Source organism: Pantoea sp., from assembly GCF_028283705.1.
Taxonomy (GTDB): domain Bacteria; phylum Pseudomonadota; class Gammaproteobacteria; order Enterobacterales; family Enterobacteriaceae; genus Pantoea.
The window spans coordinates 168,027-189,915 of record NZ_JAPWKD010000022.1; the positions used below are offsets into that span (position 1 = coordinate 168,027).

Sequence of the window (21,889 nt, forward strand, 5' to 3'; positions counted from 1 at the left end):
GGAAAGGTTATGAGTGATTTGGATTACAACGTCAGTTACGCCTCCCACCGTGTACCAATGATGGGACGCAACGCCGTCGCCACCTCGCAGCCGCTGGCAGCGCAGGCCGGTATCCGCATGTTGCAGCTGGGCGGCAATGCCGTCGATGCGGCGATTGCCAGCGCCATGGCGCTGACGGTGCTGGAGCCGACCGGCAACGGCCTCGGCAGCGATGCGTTCGCCATTATCTGGGATGGCAAGGAGTTGCACGGCCTGAATGCTTCCGGGCGCGCCCCGGCGGCGTGGAACCCAGAACGCTTTGCCGGGCAGCAAACCATGCCAGAAATCGGCTGGGAGGCGGTCACCGTGCCTGGCGCAGTGTCGGCCTGGATGGCGCTGGCGGAACGCTTCGGCACCCTGCCGCTCACCACGCTAGCGCAACCGGCGATTGAGTACGCCCGCGACGGCTTTCCGGTATCGCCACTGATTGGTCAGTTGTGGCAGCGTGGCTACAACAAACTGAAAGATCAGCCCGGCTTCAGCGCCTGCTTTGCGCCGGATGGCCGCCCGCCGCGCGCCGGTGAGCTGTTCCGCAATCCGGCGCAGGCCGCCACCTTGCAGAAAATCGCCGAAACCAACGGTGAAGCCTTCTATCGCGGCGAGCTGGCGCAACGGATGACCGCCTTCGCCGCCGAACACGGCGCGGCGCTGACGCTGGAAGATCTCAACCATCATCGCGCCGATTGGGTGCAACTGCTGTCGCATCCGTTTGCCGGTGGTTCGGTGCAGGAGCTGCCGCCAAACGGCCAGGGCATCGCCACCCTGATTGCCCTCGGCATTCTGGAGCATTGGGATATCGGTCGCTATACACCGGACAGCGTGCCGTGGCTGCATCTGTCGATTGAAGCGATGAAGCTGGCGCTGGTGGATCTGGACCGTTACATCACCGATGAAGATCACCTGGAATTCCCGGCGGATTTGCTGCTGAGCGACAGCTACCTGAAACAGCGCGCTGCACTGATCGACCCGGATAAAGCGGGAGATTTTACCTTCGGTTCACCGCAGCAGAGCGGCACCGTGTATCTCTCGACCGCCGATGCCAGCGGCATGATGGTGTCATTTATTCAGTCCAACTTTATGGGCTTCGGTTCCGGCGTGGTGGTGCCTGATACCGGCATCAGCCTGCAAAACCGTGGCGCAGGTTTCTCACTCGACCCTGCTCATCCGAATGTGGTTGCCGGAGGCAAACGTCCGTTCCACACCATCATCCCGGCGTTTGCGTTGGATGGTGACGGCCAGCCGCTGATGTCATTCGGGGTGATGGGCGGCCCGATGCAGGCGCAGGGGCATTTGCAGATGGCGCTACGTATTATGCTGCACAAACAGAACCCGCAGGCTGCGATTGATGCACCACGCTGGCGTGTGGTACAGGGCCGCGAGGTGATTGTTGAAGCAGGCATGGATCGCAATGTCCTCGCCGCGCTGCGCGCGATGGGCCACAAGATTGCGGTGGAGGATCCGTTGCAGGGTTATAACTTCGGCGGTGCGCAGGTGATTGTGCGCGACCCGCAGGGGTTTTATATCGCGGCGACTGAAAGTCGCAAGGATGGGCAGGCGCTGGTGTACTGACGCCGACCACGCAACACCCCACGCAATAAATTGCGCCGCTACGACTTACTGCACGTATTTGTAGCGGCGCGATTTATCGCGCAGTTTTTAGATTATCCCGCCCGTTGTGCGCTTCATGCCATTGTTCTATCCTTGAGAACTTTTCCCACCGAATTAAATCTATTCCCCGCAACAGAAGCGTGGCGGGGATAAGCCATGATCACTGACAGGAGTTGAAATATGGCGTCAGGAATTTCCCGCATCTGGATGCGTAGCGGTATGTTGATGATTACGTTGCTTGCCGTGCTGCAACTTACCGCCTGCGGCGACAAAGAAGGCGATCAACGCAAAGCCTTTACTGATTTTCTCCAGAACACCGTGATGCGCAGCGGCGAGCATCTGCCCAGCCTGAGCGAAAACCAGAAACAAACCTTCGGTAACTATGCCAGCGATTACGCCATCCTTTATGGCTTCTCTCAGCAGGTCAATCAGGCGGTCGAACAGGGCATGCGCCCGGTCGTTGATGAGCTGGCCGCGATTCGCGTACCCCAGGATTACCTGACGCGCCGTGACACACTGCGCCAGGCCAGCGGCAATCTGGGTGTGCTGACCCAGCAGATTCAGGCCGCCAAAATGCAGGCTGACAGCAGCCACGCGGCCCTGAAACAGCCGGACGACCTGAAAAAAGTGTATGACAGCGTCTTCACCAAAGTGGTGACGCAACCCGCCAGCACCCTGATGCCACTGCTGCCGCAATTGCAGGCGCTGAGCCAGGCCGCAGTCCAGACCGGTGACTATCTGCAATCGCAGGGTACGCGTGTCACCTTTAATAATGGCGGCGTGCAGTTCCCCACCCAGGATCAGGCGACACAGTACAACGCGCTGATGACCACCCTTTCCAGCAATGCCCAGGCGCTGACCCAGGCACAGAATGCCGTGCAGAGCGGTTTTCAGTAAAACGTCAGGCGGGTAATCATGGATTACCCGCTTTTCAGACTTTTGTCACTTCCTTACATTCCCCTTTTCTGCTCTACCCCACCCCCGGCATTGTGTGATCTGGCGCATTTTCGACCATAAATTGTTTGTGATCATCATCACATTTATGAAACAAACCACACCCACCAAAAAGTGATTAGGGTCACATTTATCACCCTGATTTGGTTAAATATTCGACATCGTACTTTTCTTACACTGCCTTTTTGTGATCAATATCACCAAATAGCACCCTGCACCCCCCAAATTAGCGTGATCTAAATCACACTTATTCCATGCCCTACGCAGCGTCATAAACTAGTGCTAGAGTCCGCCTGCATACAGTAATGCCACGGCCCCCGCCGTAACGTCTTAACAAAAACAAACGCGCTCTCTTATTGCGGCGCGTCTCAATAAGGGGTGGGTTTATGTCCTCATCAGTGAAGGTCAAAGTTCAAAGCTTTGGTCGCTTTCTGAGTAATATGGTGATGCCTAACATCGGTGCGTTTATCGCCTGGGGTATCATCACCGCACTGTTCATTCCAACCGGTTGGATCCCCAACGCGACGCTGGCGAAACTCGTCGGCCCGATGATCACCTATCTGCTGCCATTGCTGATTGGTTTCACCGGTGGTCGTCTGGTGGGTGGCGACCGTGGCGGTGTGGTCGGCGCAATCACCACCATGGGTGTGATTGTCGGTGCCGACATGCCAATGTTCCTCGGCTCGATGATTGCCGGTCCGCTGGGCGGCTGGGCGATCAAACATTTTGACCGTGCCGTTGATGGCAAGATCAAAAGCGGCTTCGAGATGCTGGTTAACAACTTCTCCGCCGGTATCATCGGTATGCTGCTGGCGCTGCTGGCGTTTATCGGTATCGGTCCTTTGGTTGAAGGCCTGTCCCACATTCTCGCCGCAGGCGTGAATCTGATGGTGCAGAACAACCTGCTGCCGCTGACCTCCATCTTTGTTGAACCGGCGAAAATCCTGTTCCTCAACAACGCCATTAACCACGGTATCTTCTCTCCGCTGGGTATCCAGCAGGCGAGTGAAGTGGGCAAATCAATCTTCTTCCTGATTGAAGCCAACCCGGGTCCGGGTATGGGTGTGCTGGTGGCGTATATGATTTTTGGTCGCGGTAGCGCCAAACAATCAGCCGGTGGTGCAGCAATCATCCACTTCCTCGGCGGTATCCACGAAATTTACTTCCCGTACGTGCTGATGGCACCGCGCCTGCTGCTGGCGGTGATCCTCGGTGGTATGACTGGCGTGTTCACCCTGACCGTGCTGCACGGCGGCCTGGTGTCCCCGGCTTCTCCGGGTTCAATCCTCGCCGTGCTGGCAATGACGCCTAAAGGTGCTTACTTCGCTAACGTCACCGCCATCATCGCGGCGTTTGCTGTCTCCTTCGTTATCTCTTCTATCCTGCTGAAAACCAGCAAAGTGAAAGAAGACGACGACATCGAAGCGGCAACCAAACGTATGCAGGACATGAAAGCGCAGTCCAAAGGCCAGAACGTGACAGGTGCACCGGTTGCCGGTGATGCCATGAGCGTTGACCTGAACCACGTACGCAAAATTATTGTGGCCTGCGATGCCGGTATGGGTTCCAGCGCCATGGGTGCAGGCGTGCTGCGTAAGAAAGTGCAGGATGCCGGTCTGAGCAATATTTCGGTGACCAACAGCGCCATCAACGCCCTGCCGGGTGATGTGGACCTGGTGATTACCCACCGCGATCTGACTGAGCGTGCTATGCGCCAGGCACCGCAGGCTCAGCACATTTCGCTGAACAATTTCCTCGACAGCGCGTTGTACACCAACCTGACCGAACGTCTGGTGGCGGCAAATCGCAGCGAAGCGCATCGCGAAACTGTGCAGACCGCCCTCGCCGACAGCTATGACGACGGCAGCGCGCATCTGTTCAAACTGGGTGCCAACAACGTGTTCCTCGGCCTGAGCGCCAGCAATAAAGAGCAGGCAATTCGCTTTGCCGGTGAGCAGCTGGTGAAAGGCGGCTACGTGCAGCCGGAATACGTTGATGCCATGCTGGAGCGTGAAAAACTGACCCCGACCTACCTCGGTGAGTCGATTGCAGTACCGCACGGCACGGTGGAAGCCAAAGACCGCGTGTTGAAAACGGGCGTGGTATTCTGCCAGTATCCGGCGGGCGTGAAGTTTGGCGAAGAAGCGGATGAAGTGGCGCGCCTGGTGATCGGTATTGCAGCACGCAATAACGAACACATCCAGGTGATCACCAGCCTGACCAACGCGCTGGACGACGAAAGCGTGATTGAGAAGCTGGCGAATACCACCAGCGTACAGGATGTGCTGGATCTGCTGTCTGGCAGCAAAACCACCGCCTGATAGATAACTCCTTTTCCCTGGGGCGGGCATGCCCGTCCCCACGTTCCGGGGCGGACATGCCCGCCCCATCGTCATTTGATATGGGTCAAATTATGAAAGCGTTACATTTCGGAGCAGGTAACATTGGCCGTGGTTTTATCGGTAAGCTGTTGGCTGATGCCGGTATCGAGCTGGTATTCGCGGACGTCAATCAGGTAGTGCTCGATGCCCTTAACGCCCGTCATGAGTATCCGGTTCATGTGGTTGGCGAGCAGGCGAAAGTCGAGATTGTGAAAGGTGTGAGCGCGGTGAGCAGCGCCAGCGAGGATATCGTGACGCTGATTGCTGAGGTTGATATCGTTACCACGGCGGTTGGTCCGCAAATTCTGGAGCGCATCGCCAGTGGTGTCGCCAAAGGGCTGGCCTACCGCCGCGACAACGGTAATGTCCGTCCGCTGAATATTATTGCCTGTGAAAACATGGTGCGCGGCACCAGCCAACTGAAACAGCATGTGCTGAAAGCGCTGCCGGAGCAGTATCATGCCTGGGTTGAACAGCATGTTGGCTTTGTGGATTCCGCGGTAGACCGCATCGTGCCGCCGTCAGAAGCTGGCAGCAATGACCCGCTGGAAGTCACGGTAGAAACCTTCAGCGAGTGGATCGTCGATAAAACCCAGTTCAAAGGCGAACTGCCGAATATTCCGGGTATGGAACTGACCGATAACCTAATGGCGTTTGTCGAGCGTAAGCTGTTCACCCTGAACACCGGCCACGCGATTACCGCCTACCTCGGCCAGCTGGCCGGTCACGCCACCATCCGCGATGCCATCCTTGACCAGAAAATCCGTGCCGTGGTGCAGGGTGCGATGGAAGAAAGCGGTGCGGTGCTGATCAAGCGCTATGGCTTTGATGCGGATAAACACGCCGCCTACATCCAGAAAATCCTCAGCCGTTTTGAAAACCCGTACCTGAAAGATGACGTTGAGCGCGTGGGCCGTCAGCCGCTGCGTAAACTCAGCGCGGGCGATCGCCTGATCAAACCGACGCTGGGCACGCTGGAATATCAGCTGCCGCATGCCAACCTGGTGCAGGGCATTGCCGCCGCGATGCATTACCGCAGCGCGCAGGACCCGCAGGCCCAGGAGCTGGAAGCGCTGCTGGCGGAAAAAGGCCCGCAGGCAACCCTGGCACAAATTTCCGGGCTGGATAGCAACAGTGAAGTCGTCACCTCAGTGGTGAGTGCTTATAACGCTATGGCATAATGCGCGCCACGCAACACGGCGGTATTTGAACGATGCAGGCAATAATGGAAGAGAAGCAAGCTTTTGAAAACCGGGTGCTTGAGCGCCTGAACGCCGGTCGTTCGGTGAGAAGCTTTCTGATCGCCGCCGTTGAGCTGTTGACTGAAGCGGTTAACCTGCTGGTTTTGCAGGTTTTCCGCAAGGATGATTACGCCGTGAAATACGCCGTCGAACCCTTGCTGCTCGGCAATGGTCCGCTCGGCGAGATGTCAGTCCGCCTGAAACTGATTTACGGTCTCGGCGTGATCAATCGTCATGAATATGAAGATTGTGAATTGCTGCTGGCACTGCGCGAAGAGTTAAACCACGACACCTTTGAGTATCGTTTTACCGATGACGAGATTCTCGGCCCTTTTCGCGAACTGCACTGCGTCGTCGCCTGGCCGCCCCAACCCGATTTCACGCGCGATGATGAAGAACTGCGCGCCATGCAGCAGCAGCGTTATTTGCAGATGGTGCGCTCCACCATGGTGTTGTCTCTCACCGAGCTGATTTCCCGTATTTCCCATAAGCAGGCGTTTAAGAAGCCTGCGGTTTGAGGTATTAACCGCGCGATAAATCGCGCAACAGCCGTGTCGTTATGGTGTATCCTTTCCCTGTTTTCCTTAACGAGTTTTCCCGATGAAAGAACAAGAAAAAGCTGAGATCAAACGTCTTAGCGATCAGCTGGATGCCCTGAACCGCAAAGAACCACAGCTGCTGGAATCAGGTGATGCCGAGAAACTCGGTGCGCTGCTGAAAGAAAAAGAAGCACTGGTGGTGGAGATTGAACGCCTGCGCGGTGTCCGTGTTGAGAAGCTGAGCAAAGAAGCGCAGCAGCTGCAAAAACTGCCATTCAGCCGTGAGATCACCAAAAAAGAACAGGCCAATATGGGTGCGCTGAAGAAAAGCGTGCGCGGCCTGGTGGTGGTGCACCCGATGACCGCACTCGGACGTGAGATGGGGCTGAAAGTCATGACCGGCTACGCGAAGCAGCCGTTCTGATTGCGGTTACGCGGCGTGAGTCACGTCGCGTACCCCTTCCACACCTGATGCCAGCAATGCCTGTTGCGTCAGGTTATCCAGCAGTTCATAGCGACGGCGATACTCCGCACGTTTCTTGCTGGCAATCTCTTCCAGCGCCTTACGCGGCATATGCAGCGGCAGCGTAAATATCCCATCCGACCGTGCTTCACCACCTAACGACTGCCAGAATTCACTGTAGCTGGCAAAGAAGTGATCGCCCTTGCTGTGACGATAACGCAGGCTGCGGAAGACGTGGGTGGTATCCCCCACTGCGCTGATGGCCTGAACGCCGCATTGTTCTGCGAGAATAAATACCGCTTCCATCAGCAGACGTTTAGGGAATAAACCGTGTGCCGCCTTGGTCGCATCACGAATCACATCATTAGAAATATGTTTGCGAGGTCCCTGCAAACCGCCAATTAATAAACTGCGTTGTTGATTCTCATTAAAAATAGAGAAAGACAGAGACGCGATTAACTTCTCTTCAAAATGCAATTCCAGCGTAATTTCGCCTTCACGGTCGAAGCGCCCCGGGCAGCAGTGAATCGTGAAAGATTCGCCATTCTTGCCTTTAAAACCCGCCAATAAATTGTCACCGGGGCTTTGCAGCATCTGGCGCAGGGCGGCGTTTTCCAGGCCAGCCATCAGATGATAGTGATCGAGAATGGCTTGCGCCCGCTGCGCCACGCTAAAACCCGCGCGCAGATAAGGACGATGGAGCTTAGCGGGTAGCAACCCCTGCACCGTTAACATTTGCGGCAACTGCGGCAGTGCCGCCAGTTCATGCAGATAACGATGGGTTGTAACAGGATAAATAAGGGATCTTAAGGCAAATTTAAAACGGAAATTTTTGCTACGCCATAATTTATTTGGCACAAACTTTCCGCTTATTAATTGCAGAAAAAGTGATGCTGACGAATCATTATTCGTCTCAGAAGTAATTATCGTAGACATGATTATTTGTGCTTTTGCAGGACTAATTGGCGCAAGTATATGCCCCAAATTATCAACGACGAGTTAATAAGTTTCGACACGTTGCAATCACTGGCGGGAATATCAGTTTTGTTGAAGATTGGTTTAAATTTCGTTTAAAAAAAACCGGCGGCCATGGCCACCGGTTGCGGTATTCAGGTGCTAATTACTTAGCAGAAGCGAAGCGTGCTGCTGCTTCGTCCCAGTTAACCACGTTCCAGAACGCCTTGATGTAGTCAGGACGTTTGTTCTGATACTTCAGGTAGTAAGCGTGTTCCCACACATCCAGACCAATGATCGGGAAGCCAGAAACGCCAGCGATCGCTTCGCCCATCAGCGGGTTGTCCTGGTTAGCAGTAGAAACTACCGCCAGTTTGTCGCCTTTTTTCACCAGCCACGCCCAGCCAGAGCCGAAACGGGTCGCAGCCGCTTTCTCGAACTCTTCCTGGAATTTTTCTACGCTGCCGAAATCTTTTTCGATGGCGGCTTTCAGTTCGCCCTGCAGGGTAGTGCCGGTTTTCAGGCCTTTCCAGAACAGGCTGTGGTTAGCATGGCCGCCCGCGTTGTTACGCAGTGGGCCTTTTTTGTCAGCCGGCAGCTGATCCAGTTTGGTGATCAGCTCATCAACCGGCAGATCGGCGAATTCTGTGCCTTCCAGCGCGGCGTTAGCGTTGTTGACGTAAGTCTGGTGGTGTTTGGTGTGATGGATTTCCATCGTCTGCTTGTCGAAATGCGGTTCCAGTGCGTCGTATGCGTAAGGCAGGGATGGCAGTGAATAACTCATGTTCTTCCTCTCCATTAGTGTTTGAGCAGCACAACCTCGCTGGCGTGCCGCGTAAGCAGTTGGATCATTATAGTTAAATTCATGATCCGGAAAAGGGTTATCAATGCCTTAGTAAAGATAAGGATTTGAAGAATCTGGCAATAGTGGCGCGATAAATCGCACCACTCAGGGGAATGAAGATCAGCGGCCCAGCTCAGTCAGCGACTTATCCAGCGCCCCGACCAGCCAGTCGATATCGCCTTCCTGGAACGCCAACGGCGGACGCAGTTTCAGTACGTTACCGTACGGACCTGCGACGGAAGTCAGCACATGGTGATCACGCAGCTTCTCAATCAAATCCAGTGCCAGTGCCTTGTCTGGCGTTTTGCTGCTGCGATCGCTGACCAGTTCGAAACCGATAAACAGGCCCGCACCGCGCACGTCACCAATCGATTCATGACGGTCCATCAGCTTCGCCAGCTCGGCCTGCAACTTCGCGCCGACAATACGGCTATGCTCCTGCAAACCCTCTTCCTTGATCACCTTCAGTACCGCCTGCGCGGCTGCCATCGCCACCGGGTTGCCACCAAAGGTGTTGAAGTAAGGAATTTCATCGCTGAATGCCGCCAGCACATCACTTTTTGCCAGCAGGCCAGACACCGGAATGCCGTTGCCCATCGGTTTACCGGTGGTGACCACATCCGGCACCACGCCGTGACGGGCGAAGCCCCAGAACGCATCACCGGTACGGGCAAAGCCAGGCTGCACTTCATCCGCGATAAAAATACCGCCGTTAGCGTGTACCACATCCACTGCTTTCTGCAGGAAACCCGGCGGGTTTGGCAGCACGCCGTCAGAGGAGAAAATGGAGTCAGCGAGGAAACCGGCGAACTTGATGCCGTGCGCTTTCATGTCGTCGATTTGCTTCTGGATTTCGTTGGCAAACCACTCGCCGAGATCAGGCGCATTGACACGATAGTGATCTGGCGGTGGCACCAGACGGGTGGTCGCCGCCAGCGGCTGGCCGGTGCCCAGCGCCGGTGACGCGCCAGAAGTGAGGTCGCTGGTGCCGTGGTAAGCCTCCTGTGAAACGATAATGCCGGTGCCACCGCTGAACGAACGCGCAATGCGAATCGCCAGGTCATTGGCTTCCGAACCGGTACACATATACATCGCACGGTCGATGGCATCCGGGGTGGTCGCCAGCAGTTCTTCGCTGTAATCCAGGATACGTTCGTGCAGATAACGGGTATGGGTGTTCAGCATCTTCATTTGCTGATTCACTGCCTCAATCACTGCCGGATGGCAATGGCCGATGCTCGCCACGTTGTTGTACACATCGAGATATTTGTTACCTGCGGCATCCCACAGATACTGCCCTTCACCGCGCACCAGATGTACCGGCTTACGGTAGAACAGGCGATACGACTCGCCCAGCACTTTGCTGCGTTTATCGGTCAGTTTGCGCGTATCGGCATCCAGGCCGTCGGCATGTTCAGCACGAAAACTGTTGGTATCCATGATGGTGGAACGTGTAGCCATGGTAACTCCCGTTGCGAAGGTGAAAGGGGTGCATGCGTAATAACCGTTTACAGATATCATGCCGGTTTTGGCGAGAAATGCAACCAAATACACAAATACAACCAAATACACATGACGGAACGATGAAGCTCAGGTAATCTTAGGCCCACGCTGAACTCGCCACAGGGAAATGTCATGTTGCAGGAAACCCGTTTACATCGCATCCGCGCACTGCTGACCACGCATCATCAGGTCAGTACCGAGCGCGTGATCAAAGAGCTGGGTATTTCGCGGGAAACCGCGCGGCGCGACATTATCGAGCTGGAAGCGCAGGGGGTGGCGCGCCGCGTCCATGGCGGCCTGGTGGCGGTGGATAGCCAGCCAGAAGCACCGCTGCGCGAACGGCGCAGCGCCCAGGCCAAAGAGAAACGTGCCATTGCCATCGCGGCGGTGCAGCATCTGCAACCCGGCCAGACGCTGTTCCTCGATTCCGGCACCACCACCACCCTGCTGGCCGAAGAGTTACGCACCATGTCCGGGCTGACCATCATCACCAACAGCCTGCAAGCGGCGCTGGCGCTGAGTTCAGCCGAAGAACATGAAACGCTGAATAATCAGGTGATTTTGCTGGGCGGCATGATGTCTGCCGGTGCACAGCAGACGCGCGGCGAAATGACGGTGGGCGAGATTTATCGTTATCGTGCCGACGTAGCGCTGCTGTCTCCGGTGGGAATTGAGTCCAGACAGGGAGCCACCAGCTTCCATCCGCACGAAGCGGCGATAGCGCGCGCCATGGTTCAGCAGGCCAGTCACACCATCCTGCTGGCAGATCACAGCAAACTTGGCGTCGTCAGCCGCACTCAATACGCAGCGATTGCCGAGGTGGATTTGCTGATTTGTGATGCGGGCCAGGGCAAACCTGGCGCGCTCAATGCCCTGCAACAAGTGCTGCCGCAGGTTCAGGTGGTTTAACGCAGCCGCTGCGGGTGGGTATAGATGGTGGCGCGGCCTGGCTTGCTGAAGCCAACCAGCGTTAAGTTGCTGCGCTGTGCCACATCCACTGCCAGCTGAGTCGCTGCCGACACCGCAAACAGAATCTCGACCCCACACATCGCTGACTTCTGCACCATCTCATAGCTGGCGCGGCTGGACACCAGCACCGCGCCCTGCTGCCAGTCGGCTTTGCTGCGATAGCCCAGCAGTTTATCCAGCGCCACATGGCGACCCACATCTTCACAGCCACCGCGCAGTTCACCCGTGGGTGACATCCATGCCGCCGCGTGGGTGCAGCCGGTCAGTTCGCCCACCGGCTGGAAATCACGCAGCCGCGCTAACCCGGCATCCAGATGGTCGAGGGAAAAGGTCTGGGTAAAGGGTAAGGGGGTGATCGGTTTGCCGATCTGATCCAGCTGCTCGACACCACAGACGCCGCAACCAGTGCGCCCTGCCATCGCGCGACGCTGTTCTTTCAGCGCCATAAAGCGACGGCTGGATAGCTCGATTTGTACTTCGATGCCATTGCAGCCCGGCACCACATCAAGACCGAAAATTTCCTGCGGCGTATCGATAATCCCTTCCGACAGCGAAAAACCGAGCGCAAAGGCTTCAAGATCGCTGGGGGTCGCCATCATCACCACATGGGAAATACCGTTGTAGACCAGCGCCACCGGAACTTCCTGCGCCAGCCAGTCCGGCTCCGCATGGGTGATGTCGCGCCGCTGCCACACCTGCGCCTGGCTCGCACCTGCGATCTCACTCACATTGCTGGGACTTTTCTGATCTTTCTGTGTCACTTTCTTCGCCTCGCACAACAACCTTACAAAAGCAGTGGTAATATTTAGCCGCTATACTCGCAGTCTTAGTTGGGTCATTTTGAACCGCTAACCAGCGCTCCGCAAAAATAAAATGTAGTAATGTCGAATCAAGGATTATCCATGAACGTCAGCAGAAGAAAATTCTTCAAAATCTGCGCGGGCGGTATGGCAGGGACAACGGCAGCACTCCTCGGCTTTACGCCAGAGGTAGCGCTGGCGGAAACGCGGCAATACAAGTTGTTGCGCGCCCGCGAAACCCGTAATACCTGCACTTACTGCTCAGTCGGCTGTGGCCTGTTAATGTACAGCCTCGGCGATGGCGCGAGAAACGCCAAAGAAACCCTCTTCCATATTGAAGGGGACCCGGATCATCCGGTCAGCCGCGGAGCCTTATGCCCGAAAGGCGCTGGCCTGCTGGATTTCGTCCATAGCGACAGCCGCCTGCACTACCCGGAATATCGCGCGCCAGGCTCGGATAAATGGCAGCGTATCAGCTGGGACGATGCGTTTGATCGCATTGCGAAGCTGATGAAAGCGGACCGTGACGCCCATTTTGAGGCGCAAAACGCCGCTGGCGTGACAGTTAACCGCTGGCTCACCACCGGCATGTTGTGCGCCTCGGCGTCCAGCAATGAAACCGGCTATCTCACCCAGAAAATGACCCGATCGCTCGGTATGCTGGCGGTCGACAACCAGGCACGCGTCTGACACGGACCAACGGTAGCAAGTCTTGCTCCAACATTTGGTCGCGGTGCGATGACCAACCACTGGGTCGACATCCGTAATGCCAACCTGATCGTGGTGATGGGCGGTAATGCGGCTGAAGCGCATCCCGTCGGTTTCCGCTGGGCGATGGAAGCCAAAATCTTCAACAAAGCCAAACTGATTGTCATCGATCCGCGCTTTACGCGCACCGCATCGGTGGCGGATTTCTATACGCCCATTCGCTCCGGCTCCGACATTGCTTTCCTGTCGGGTGTGCTGCGCTGGCTGATGGAAAACGACAAAATCCAGCATGAATATGTGCAGGCGTACACCAATGCCAGCCTGATCGTGCGCGAAGATTTTACCTTCGAAGCAGGGTTATTCAGCGGCTACGACACTGAAAACCGTAAATACGACAAAACCAGCTGGAACTACGAGCTGGGCGATGATGGCTTCGCCAAACGCGACGACAGCCTGAGCCATCCGCGCTGCGTCTGGAACCTGCTGAAACAGCATGTCAGCCGCTACACGCCAGAGATTGTCGAGCGCATCTGCGGCACGCCGAAGGCCGATTTCCTGCATGTCTGCGAGCTGATTGGCGAGACCAGCGCAAAAGATCGCACCACTTCCTTCCTGTATGCCCTCGGCTGGACCCAGCACTCCATCGGCGCGCAGAACATCCGCACCATGGCGATGATTCAGCTGCTGCTCGGCAATATGGGGATGGCAGGCGGTGGCGTCAATGCGCTGCGTGGTCACTCCAATATCCAGGGGCTGACCGACCTCGGCCTGCTGTCGCAAAGCCTGCCGGGTTATATGACGCTGCCTTCTGAGAAGCAGACCGATCTGCAAACCTATCTCACCGCCAACACGCCGAAAGCTGCGCTGCCGGGCCAGGTGAACTACTGGAGCAACTACCCGAAATTCTTCGTAAGCATGATGAAAGCCTTCTTTGGCGACAAAGCGCAGGCAGAGAACAGCTGGGGCTTTGACTGGTTGCCGAAGTGGGACAAAGGCTACGACGTGCTGCAATACTTCGAAATGATGGCACAGGGGAAAGTGAACGGTTATCTGTGCCAGGGCTTCAACCCGGTGGCCTCGTTCCCGAACAAGCGCAAAGTGATTGCTTCGCTGTCGAAGCTGAAGTTCCTCGTCACCATCGACCCGCTCAACACCGAAACCTCGACCTTCTGGCAGAATCACGGCGAATTTAACGACGTCGATCCGACGCAGATTCAGACCGAGGTGTTCCGCCTGCCCTCCACCTGCTTTGCCGAGGAGAACGGCTCGATCGTGAACTCCGGCCGCTGGTTGCAGTGGCACTGGAAAGGTCAGGACGGTCCGGGTGAATCGCGCAACGATGGCGAAATTCTGGCGGGCATCTACCTGCGACTGCGTGAGATGTATGCCCACCAGGGCGGTGTTGCACCGGAGCCGGTGCTGAACATGACCTGGAACTACCTGACGCCAGATAACCCGGCGTCGGAAGAGGTGGCGATGGAGAGCAACGGCAAAGCTCTGGCGGATATCGTCGATGACAAAGGCACCCTGCTGGTGAAAAAAGGTCAGCAGCTCAGTACCTTTGCCCATCTGAAAGATGACGGCAGCACCAGCAGCGGCTGCTGGATTTTCGCCGGTAGCTGGACGCCGGAGGGCAACCAGATGGCGCGGCGCGACAACGCCGATCCGTCCGGCCTCGGCAACACACTGAACTGGAGCTGGGCATGGCCGCTCAATCGCCGCATCCTGTATAACCGCGCTTCCGCCGATCCGCAGGGCAATCCGTGGGATGCCAAACGTCAGTTGCTGAAGTGGGATGGCAGCAAGTGGGCCGGTATGGATATCCCGGACTACAGCGCCGCCGCACCTGGCAGCAATGTCGGTCCGTTCATCATGCAACCCGATGGTATGGGCCATCTGTTCGCACTCGACAAAATGGCGGAAGGTCCGTTCCCGGAACATTACGAACCGTTTGAAACGCCGATCGGCACCAACCCGCTGCACCCCAACGTGGTATCGAACCCGGCGGCGCGCGTGTTTAAGGACGATCTGGCGGCGATGGGCAAAGCCGAACAGTTCCCGTATGTCGGCACCACCTATCGTCTCACCGAGCATTTCCACTTCTGGACCAAACACGCACGGCTCAACGCCATCGCACAGCCGGAACAGTTTGTGGAGATTGGCGAAGTGCTGGCGAACAAGCTGGGCATTGCTCAGGGCGACATGGTGAAGGTCAGCTCGAATCGCGGCTATATCAAAGCCAAAGCGGTGGTCACCAAACGTCTGCGTCCGTTGCAGGTGGATGGCAAAACTGTGGATACCATCGGCATTCCGATTCACTGGGGTTATCAGGGCGTAGCGAAGAAAGGTTTTATCGCCAATACCCTGACGCCGTTTGTCGGCGACGCCAATACGCAAACGCCGGAATTTAAGGCATTCCTCGTTAACGTCGAGAAGGTGTAAGGAGAACGAATATGGCTTATCAATCGCAAGACATTATCCGCCGCTCCGCCACCAACGGCGTCACGCCACCGCCGCAGGCGCGCAACCATCAGCAGGAGGTGGCGAAGCTGATTGACGTCACCACCTGCATCGGCTGCAAAGCCTGCCAGGTGGCCTGCTCGGAGTGGAACGACATCCGTGATGAGATCGGTCATAACGTCGGGGTGTACGACAACCCGGCAGATTTGACCGCCAAATCCTGGACGGTGATGCGGTTTTCCGAAGTCGAGGAAAACGGCAAACTGGAGTGGCTGATCCGCAAGGATGGCTGCATGCATTGCGCCGATCCTGGCTGCCTGAAAGCCTGTCCTTCGGAAGGGGCGATCATTCAGTACGCCAACGGCATTGTCGATTTTCAGTCCGAGCAGTGCATCGGCTGTGGTTACTGCATCGCCGGTTGTCCGTTCGACGTGCCGCGTCTCAATAAAGAACGACAACCGCGTGTATAAATGCACGCTATGCGTCGATCGTGTCACCGTCGGCCAGGAACCGGCCTGCGTGAAAACCTGCCCAACCGGGGCGATTCATTTCGGAGCCAAAGCCGATATGCAAACCCTCGCCGGGGAACGTGTGGAGGAGCTGAAAACACGCGGTTACGACCATGCCGGTTTGTACGATCCCGCCGGGGTGGGCGGTACACACGTGATGTATGTGCTGCACCACGCCAACAAACCGCAGCTGTATCACGGCTTGCCGGAAAACCCGAGCATCAGCCCCGCTGTCACCTTCTGGAAAGGCATCTGGAAACCGCTGGCGGCGGTCGGTTTTGCCGCCACCTTCGCGGCGGCGGTGTTCCACTGCGTCGGCATCGGACCGAACCGGGTGGACGACGAAGACGACAACCTGCATGACGATGACGATAAAGAGGAGCGCAAATGATGAAAAAGCGCGATCGCCTGGTGCGCTACAGCGCACCCGAACGCATCAATCACTGGATTGTGGCGTTTTGCTTTGTCTTTGCTGCCCTGAGTGGGCTGGGTTTCTTTTTCCCGTCGTTCAACTGGCTGATGCACGTGTTGGGCACACCACAACTGGCGCGGATTCTGCATCCTTTTGTTGGCGTGATTATGTTTACTGCCTTTCTCATTATGTTCTTGCGTTACTGGCGGCATAACCTGATCAACCGTGACGACCTGATATGGGCGAAAAATATTCATAAAATCGCGCGTAATGAGGAGGTCGGCGATACCGGCAAATACAACTTCGGGCAGAAGTGTGTGTTCTGGGCTGCTATCATCAGCTTAGTCATGCTGCTGGCGAGTGGAATTGTGATTTGGCGACCGTACTTCGCCGGAGCCTTCTCCATTCCGCTGATTCGCGCCGCGCTGGTGGTGCATTCGGTCTCAGCCGTGGCGCTGATTATCGTGATTATGGTGCATATTTACGCCGCCCTGTGGGTCAAAGGCACCATCACCGCGATGGTTGAAGGCTGGGTCCCTGCCGCGTGGGCGAAGAAACATCACCCACGCTGGTATCGCGAGCAGCGCCAACGCCAAACACAACAGGAAAAACGCCCCTGATGAGTATTCGCATTATCCCGCAGGACCAGCTGGAGAAAAGCGATAAGAACACGGCGGATAAAATTCCGCCGTTACTTTTCCCCCGGCTGAAAAATTTATATAGCCGTCGGGCAGCCCGTTTGCGCGATCTGGCCGCGAAAAATCCGCTCGGCGATTATCTGCGCTTTGCCGCCGTAATCGCCCAGGCGCAGGAAATTGTGCTGTACGACCATCCGTTGCAGATCGATTTACGCGCGCGGCTGGAGCAATGCGCCGAGCAGGGTATCCCGCCGCTGGATATTCACACCTACCCACGCGATGCCCACTGGCAGCGGCTGCTGCATTCGCTCATCGCTGAGCTGAAACCGGAAATGAGTGGCCAGGCGCTGGCAGTGCTGGAAAATCTGGAGAAAGCCTCCGCGACCGAGCTGGAAACCCTCGCTACCGCGTTGCTGGAAGGCAATTTTGCGCAGGTCAGTAACGACAAGTCGCCGTTTATCTGGGCGGCATTGTCCATTTACTGGGCACAGATGGCGGCGCTAATCCCGGGCAAAGCCCGTGCCGAATATGGCGAGCATCGTCAGTTCTGCCCGGTATGTGCCAGCGTGCCGGTGGCCAGCGTGGTGCATATGGATGTCGGACAGCAGGGATTACGTTATCTGCATTGCAATCTGTGCGAAAGCGAATGGTATGTGGTACGCAGTAAATGTTCTAATTGCGAACAGACAAGGGATTTGCATTACTGGTCGCTGGATAGCGAGATGGCAGCGGTCAAAGCCGAAAGTTGTGGCGATTGTGGGACTTACCTGAAGATGTTTTATCAGGAGAAGGACCCCGCCGTAGAACCGGTGGCCGATGACCTCGCTTCTCTGGTGCTGGATGCGCGTATGGAGCAGGAAGGTTTTGCGCGCAGTAGCCTGAATCCGTTTCTGTTTCCAGGCGAAGGGTAAGCCTTCGCCATTACTCTTTCTGCGTGCCGCGACAACCACGGAGGCGTTCGATGAAACTGATAGGCAGCTACACCAGTCCTTTTGTCCGGAAAATTTCGGTGATCCTGCTGGAAAAAGGCATCGTCTTTGAATTCGTCAATGAATCACCGTGGAATGCCGATAGCCATGTACCGCATTACAATCCGCTGGGCAAAGTCCCGGCGCTGGTGGATGACAACCATCTGACCTGGTTTGATTCTTCGCTGATCGCCGAAGCTATCGAACTGCGAGGTGAAGCGCCGGCATTGCTGCCCAAAGATCCCCTGCGTGCATTGCAAATCCGCCAGCTGGAAAAACTGGCCGATGGCATCAGCGATGCCGCGCTGGTGATTGTGCGTGAAAAAATGCGCCCGGGAGACCAGCAATCCGAAGAGGTACTGCTGCGCAATCGGGAAAAAATCCTGCGCGGCCTTGATGCGCTGGAAACCGCTGCCGCCCAGCGCGAGCTGCTACATAGCGACACCCTCAATCTGGCAGATATCGCTACCGGTTGCATGATTGGTTACCTCAACTTCCGCCGCGTGGTGCCAAACTGGTGTGTGAATCGCCCGGCATTAATCAAACTGGCGGAGAACCTGTTCCAGCGGGAAAGTTTTGCCCGCACCGTCCCGCCTACCAGCTAAAAGTTGCCCGATGAAAACATTGTTTAGCCAGCTGCCTGCTATTGATAGTCTGCTGCGCGATCCTGCGTTGCAGGCGTTGATTGATGATGCAGGTACGGCTTTTGCCACACGTCAGCTACGCGCCATGCAACAGGAAGCCCGCGAACACATCCAGCAGTATCAGGCTTTGCCCGACTGGCATGCTAACTGGCCGGATGAAGCATTGCGCCGATCCCGGCAGCAGCGCCAGAGCGCGTTGCGTCCGGTGTTCAATCTGACCGGAACCGTATTACACACCAATCTGGGCCGCGCCCAATTGAGCGAGGCCGCGATCAATGCCGTCACGCACTGCCTACGCCAGCCGGTGACGCTGGAATACGCGCTGGATGATGCCGCTCGCGGCCATCGCGATCGTGCCGTTGCGGCCCTGCTGTGCGAACTGACCGGCGCGGAAGATGCCTGCATCGTCAACAACAACGCGGCGGCGGTACTGCTGATGCTCTCCGCTCTTGCTGCCGGGCGTGAAGTGGTGGTCTCGCGTGGTGAACTGGTGGAAATTGGGGGCGCATTCCGCATTCCTGACGTGATGCGCCAGGCCGGATGCCGTCTGGTGGAAGTCGGCACCACTAACCGTACCCATCTGAAAGATTATCGCGCCGCAATCACCGACGATAGTGGCTTGTTAATGAAAGTTCACACCAGTAACTATCAGATCCAGGGTTTCACCCATGCGGTGACCGAGGCGGATCTGGTGGCGCTCGGCGCAGAACATCAATTGCCGGTGATCACCGATCTCGGCAGCGGATCGCTGATCGACATGACCGCTTACGACCTGCCAGCCGAACCGATGCCACAGCAGCTGATTGCCGCTGGTGTCAGCCTGGTGAGTTTTTCCGGCGATAAACTGCTGGGTGGGCCACAGGCCGGGATAATTGTCGGTAAAAAAGCATTGATTGCCCGGTTGCAACAGCATCCTCTCAAACGCGCGTTGCGCGTGGATAAAATGACGCTGGCGGCACTGGAGGCCACGCTGCAGCTTTACCGTCACCCGGAAAAGCTGCGTGAAAAGCTGCCGACGTTGCAGCTGTTGACCCGACCCGCAGATGACATCCTGCAACAGGCCGAACGGCTGATACCCGCGCTGGAAAATGCCTTTGGTCATGATTTTTCGCTGGCAATCGCCCCTTGTTCGTCACAAATCGGTAGTGGATCGCTACCAGTGGAGCGTTTGCCCAGCTTTGCCATCACCTTTAGCCCGCGCGATGGTCAGGGTGGCACCCTGAATGCGCTGGCACAGCGCTGGCGCACCCTGCCACAACCGGTGATTGGTCGCCTGCAGGATGGCAAACTGTGGCTTGACCTGCGCTGCCTCAGCGACGAATCGGCCTTTATCAGAGCCTTAGTACCATGATTATCGCCACCGCCGGACATGTCGATCATGGCAAAACCGCACTGCTCCAGGCACTGACCGGCATCAATGCCGATCGTCTGCCAGAAGAACAACGGCGTGGCATGACCATCGACCTGGGTTACGCCTACTGGCCACAGCCTGATGGCCGGGTGATCGGTTTTATTGATGTTCCGGGCCATGAAAAGTTTCTCGCCAACATGCTGGCGGGGATTGGCGGTATTCATCACGCGCTACTGGTGGTGGCCTGCGACGATGGCGTGATGCCGCAAACCCGTGAACATTTGCAGCTGCTCAGCCTGGCCGGGCAGCCACCACTCAGCGTCGCGCTGACCAAAGCGGATCGCGCAGACGCGGCCCGTATTGAAGAAGTGCAGCAACAGGTGGCGCAGTTAACGCAGCAACTGGGCTGGCCAGATGCGGCGCAGTTTGTCACCAGCAGCACGACCCGGCAGGGCATTGACGCATTGCGCCAGCATCTGATCGCGCTGCCAGAACCGCCCTTTATACCCCGGCAGCGTTTTCGCCTTGCCATTGACCGCGCCTTTACCCTGAAAGGGACTGGCCTGGTGGTCACCGGTACCGCGCTGGCGGGAGAAGTCAGCATCGGTGATACCCTGTGGCTGACCGGAGTCAATCAGCCGGTACGCGTGCGCGCCCTGCATGCGCAGAATCAGTCCGTCCCCCATGCGCAGGCCGGGCAACGCATTGCACTGAATATTGCTGGTGAGGTGGAAAAGGCGCAGATCAGCCGTGGTGACTGGCTGCTGAGCCAGCAACAGGATCACGGCAGTACGCGACTCACCGTGGCGTTATCGCTGTTACAGCCGCTGCATAGCGCTTCACATCCGGTGCATCTTCATCATGCCGCCAGCCATGTTACCGGACGCATAACCCCACTCAGCGACCAGCTCGCCGAGCTGGTACTGACTAGCCCACTATGGTTGGCAGATAATGACCGCCTGATCATCCGCGACAGTAATACACAGCAAACGCTGGGGGGCGGTCGGGTGGTTCTCCTGAACAGCAAAAAGCGCGGCAAGCGGCATCCTGACTATCTGGCCTGGCTGCAACAGCTGGCGCTGGCGGAGGATGATGAAGACAGTCTGCGTGCCCACCTTGCACATCAGCCTGCTGACTACAGTGAATTTTCCTGGGCGCATCAGCTCACGCCAGCGGCAATGGAGATCCTGCTGACCGCCATCGCGCCGGTGCGCTTAAATCAGGCATTAATGGACCCGGATCAGGCCAGCCGCTGGCAGCAAGCGCTACTCGACGCGCTGGCCCATTTTCATCAGCAGCATCCCGAGCAACCGGGTATCGGCCACGACCGCCTGCGTCGTATCGCCCTCCCGCATGCCCCGGCAGAACTGGTGCTGGCGCTGATTGATCAGACGCTGGCACAGGGACTGATTCAGCAACGCAACGGCTGGCTGCACCAACTCCATTTCGAACCCCGTTTTAACCCGCAGGAAGAAGCGTTGTGGCAACAGGTTGGCCCGCTGTTCACGGACCAGCCGCTCTGGGTACGCGATATTGCCACCAGCCTCCAGCAGGATGAACAGGAGATTCGCACCCTGTTGCTGACGGCGGCGCGCCTCGGCCACGTCACCGCGATCGTACGCGATCGCTACTACCTCACTTCGCAGGTGCAGATCTTCGCCGATCTCATTCGCCAGCGTGCCGCTCACGGCGGCAGCACTTCGGCGGCTGATTTCCGCAACCAGCTTGGCACCGGGCGTAAAGTGGCGGTGCAAATTCTGGAGTTTTTTGACCGCAGCGGTTTTACCCGCCGCCGTGGTAATGAACATCTGCTGCGTGATGCGCGGTTGTTTAATACGTAACTGATATGCACAACTTTGTAGCGGCGTGAAGATCGCATAAAAAAGGGACGATTTCTCGTCCCT

The 21,889-nt window shown here is 56.9% G+C and carries 17 protein-coding genes and 1 pseudogene; 14 read left to right on the forward strand and 4 right to left on the reverse strand.

The features are described 5' to 3' along the window. Positions 1 to 9: 9 nt before the first annotated feature. The 6 genes from PW844_RS19810 (at position 10) to PW844_RS19835 (ending at position 7,186) form a co-directional block, all read left to right on the forward strand. Positions 10 to 1,608: a gamma-glutamyltransferase family protein gene (locus PW844_RS19810; protein ID WP_299455519.1), complete on the forward strand. Its 1,599-nt coding sequence runs from the start codon at positions 10 to 12 to the stop codon at positions 1,606 to 1,608. 219 nt (positions 1,609 to 1,827) lie between these two features. Then, a complete protein-coding gene (locus PW844_RS19815; protein WP_299455521.1) occupies positions 1,828 to 2,544 on the forward strand; it encodes a DUF3053 domain-containing protein in 717 nt (238 codons plus the stop codon). A gap of 443 nt (positions 2,545 to 2,987) precedes the next feature. Beyond that, a complete protein-coding gene (locus tag PW844_RS19820) occupies positions 2,988 to 4,922 on the forward strand; it encodes a PTS mannitol transporter subunit IICBA (RefSeq protein WP_299455523.1) in 1,935 nt (644 codons plus the stop codon). Positions 4,923 to 5,014: 92 nt separating this feature from the next. Beyond that, on the forward strand, positions 5,015 to 6,163 hold the full coding sequence (gene mtlD, locus PW844_RS19825; RefSeq protein WP_299455525.1) for a mannitol-1-phosphate 5-dehydrogenase: 1,149 nt from the start codon (positions 5,015 to 5,017) through the stop codon (positions 6,161 to 6,163). A 32-nt stretch (positions 6,164 to 6,195) separates the two neighbouring features. After that, positions 6,196 to 6,741, forward strand: a complete 546-nt coding sequence (mtlR, locus tag PW844_RS19830) for a mannitol operon repressor MtlR (RefSeq protein ID WP_299455527.1) — start codon at positions 6,196 to 6,198, stop codon at positions 6,739 to 6,741. A gap of 82 nt (positions 6,742 to 6,823) precedes the next feature. Further along, a complete protein-coding gene (locus tag PW844_RS19835) occupies positions 6,824 to 7,186 on the forward strand; it encodes a YibL family ribosome-associated protein (protein ID WP_299455529.1) in 363 nt (120 codons plus the stop codon). A 6-nt stretch (positions 7,187 to 7,192) separates the two neighbouring features. On the opposite strand, the gene PW844_RS19840 is transcribed toward PW844_RS19835, so the two are convergent. From PW844_RS19840 to PW844_RS19850, 3 genes are all read right to left on the reverse strand, one after another. Next, entirely contained in the window at positions 7,193 to 8,161 is a 969-nt protein-coding gene (locus tag PW844_RS19840; RefSeq protein WP_299455531.1) for a VirK/YbjX family protein, read from the reverse strand. 184 nt (positions 8,162 to 8,345) lie between these two features. Then, positions 8,346 to 8,963 (reverse strand): superoxide dismutase [Mn], encoded by a 618-nt coding sequence (gene sodA, locus PW844_RS19845; RefSeq protein WP_299455533.1) that lies wholly within the window; start codon positions 8,961 to 8,963, stop codon positions 8,346 to 8,348. A 180-nt stretch (positions 8,964 to 9,143) separates the two neighbouring features. Further along, positions 9,144 to 10,484: an aspartate aminotransferase family protein gene (locus PW844_RS19850; RefSeq protein WP_299455535.1), complete on the reverse strand. Its 1,341-nt coding sequence runs from the start codon at positions 10,482 to 10,484 to the stop codon at positions 9,144 to 9,146. A 174-nt stretch (positions 10,485 to 10,658) separates the two neighbouring features. Here PW844_RS19850 and PW844_RS19855 point away from each other — a divergent pair, with 174 nt between their 5' ends. Continuing rightward, on the forward strand, positions 10,659 to 11,435 hold the full coding sequence (locus PW844_RS19855) for a DeoR/GlpR family DNA-binding transcription regulator (RefSeq protein WP_299455537.1): 777 nt from the start codon (positions 10,659 to 10,661) through the stop codon (positions 11,433 to 11,435). Here PW844_RS19855 and fdhD read toward each other — a convergent pair. Continuing rightward, positions 11,432 to 12,256 carry a formate dehydrogenase accessory sulfurtransferase FdhD gene (fdhD, locus tag PW844_RS19860; RefSeq protein WP_299455539.1) on the reverse strand — a complete coding sequence of 275 codons (825 nt, stop codon included), beginning with the start codon at positions 12,254 to 12,256 and terminating at the stop codon, positions 11,432 to 11,434. The two genes, PW844_RS19855 and fdhD, sit on opposite strands and share 4 nt — an antisense overlap. Before the next feature lie 141 nt (positions 12,257 to 12,397). Between fdhD and fdnG the strand changes: the two genes are divergently transcribed. The 7 genes and pseudogenes from fdnG to selB all read left to right on the forward strand — a co-directional run bounded on the left by fdnG (position 12,398) and on the right by selB (position 21,826). Continuing rightward, positions 12,398 to 15,445: a formate dehydrogenase-N subunit alpha gene (fdnG, locus tag PW844_RS19865; RefSeq protein ID WP_299455541.1), complete on the forward strand. Its 3,048-nt coding sequence runs from the start codon at positions 12,398 to 12,400 to the stop codon at positions 15,443 to 15,445. 11 nt (positions 15,446 to 15,456) lie between these two features. Continuing rightward, positions 15,457 to 16,363 (forward strand): annotated as a pseudogene (gene fdxH, locus PW844_RS19870) (formate dehydrogenase subunit beta). Beyond that, a complete protein-coding gene (fdoI, locus tag PW844_RS19875; RefSeq protein ID WP_299455803.1) occupies positions 16,363 to 17,004 on the forward strand; it encodes a formate dehydrogenase cytochrome b556 subunit in 642 nt (213 codons plus the stop codon). The pseudogene fdxH and the gene fdoI overlap by 1 nt, the downstream one beginning before the upstream one ends. Continuing rightward, entirely contained in the window at positions 17,004 to 17,933 is a 930-nt protein-coding gene (gene fdhE / locus PW844_RS19880) for a formate dehydrogenase accessory protein FdhE (protein ID WP_299455543.1), read from the forward strand. The genes fdoI and fdhE overlap by 1 nt, the downstream gene beginning before the upstream one ends. 50 nt (positions 17,934 to 17,983) lie before the next feature. Beyond that, complete coding sequence (locus PW844_RS19885) at positions 17,984 to 18,595, forward strand: glutathione S-transferase (protein WP_299455545.1); 612 nt, start codon at positions 17,984 to 17,986, stop codon at positions 18,593 to 18,595. A 10-nt stretch (positions 18,596 to 18,605) separates the two neighbouring features. After that, positions 18,606 to 19,985, forward strand: a complete 1,380-nt coding sequence (gene selA, locus PW844_RS19890; protein ID WP_299455547.1) for an L-seryl-tRNA(Sec) selenium transferase — start codon at positions 18,606 to 18,608, stop codon at positions 19,983 to 19,985. Beyond that, positions 19,982 to 21,826, forward strand: coding sequence for a selenocysteine-specific translation elongation factor (selB, locus tag PW844_RS19895; protein ID WP_299455549.1), 1,845 nt, complete (start codon positions 19,982 to 19,984; stop codon positions 21,824 to 21,826). Before selA ends, selB begins: the two co-directional genes overlap by 4 nt. Positions 21,827 to 21,889 lie beyond the last annotated feature (63 nt).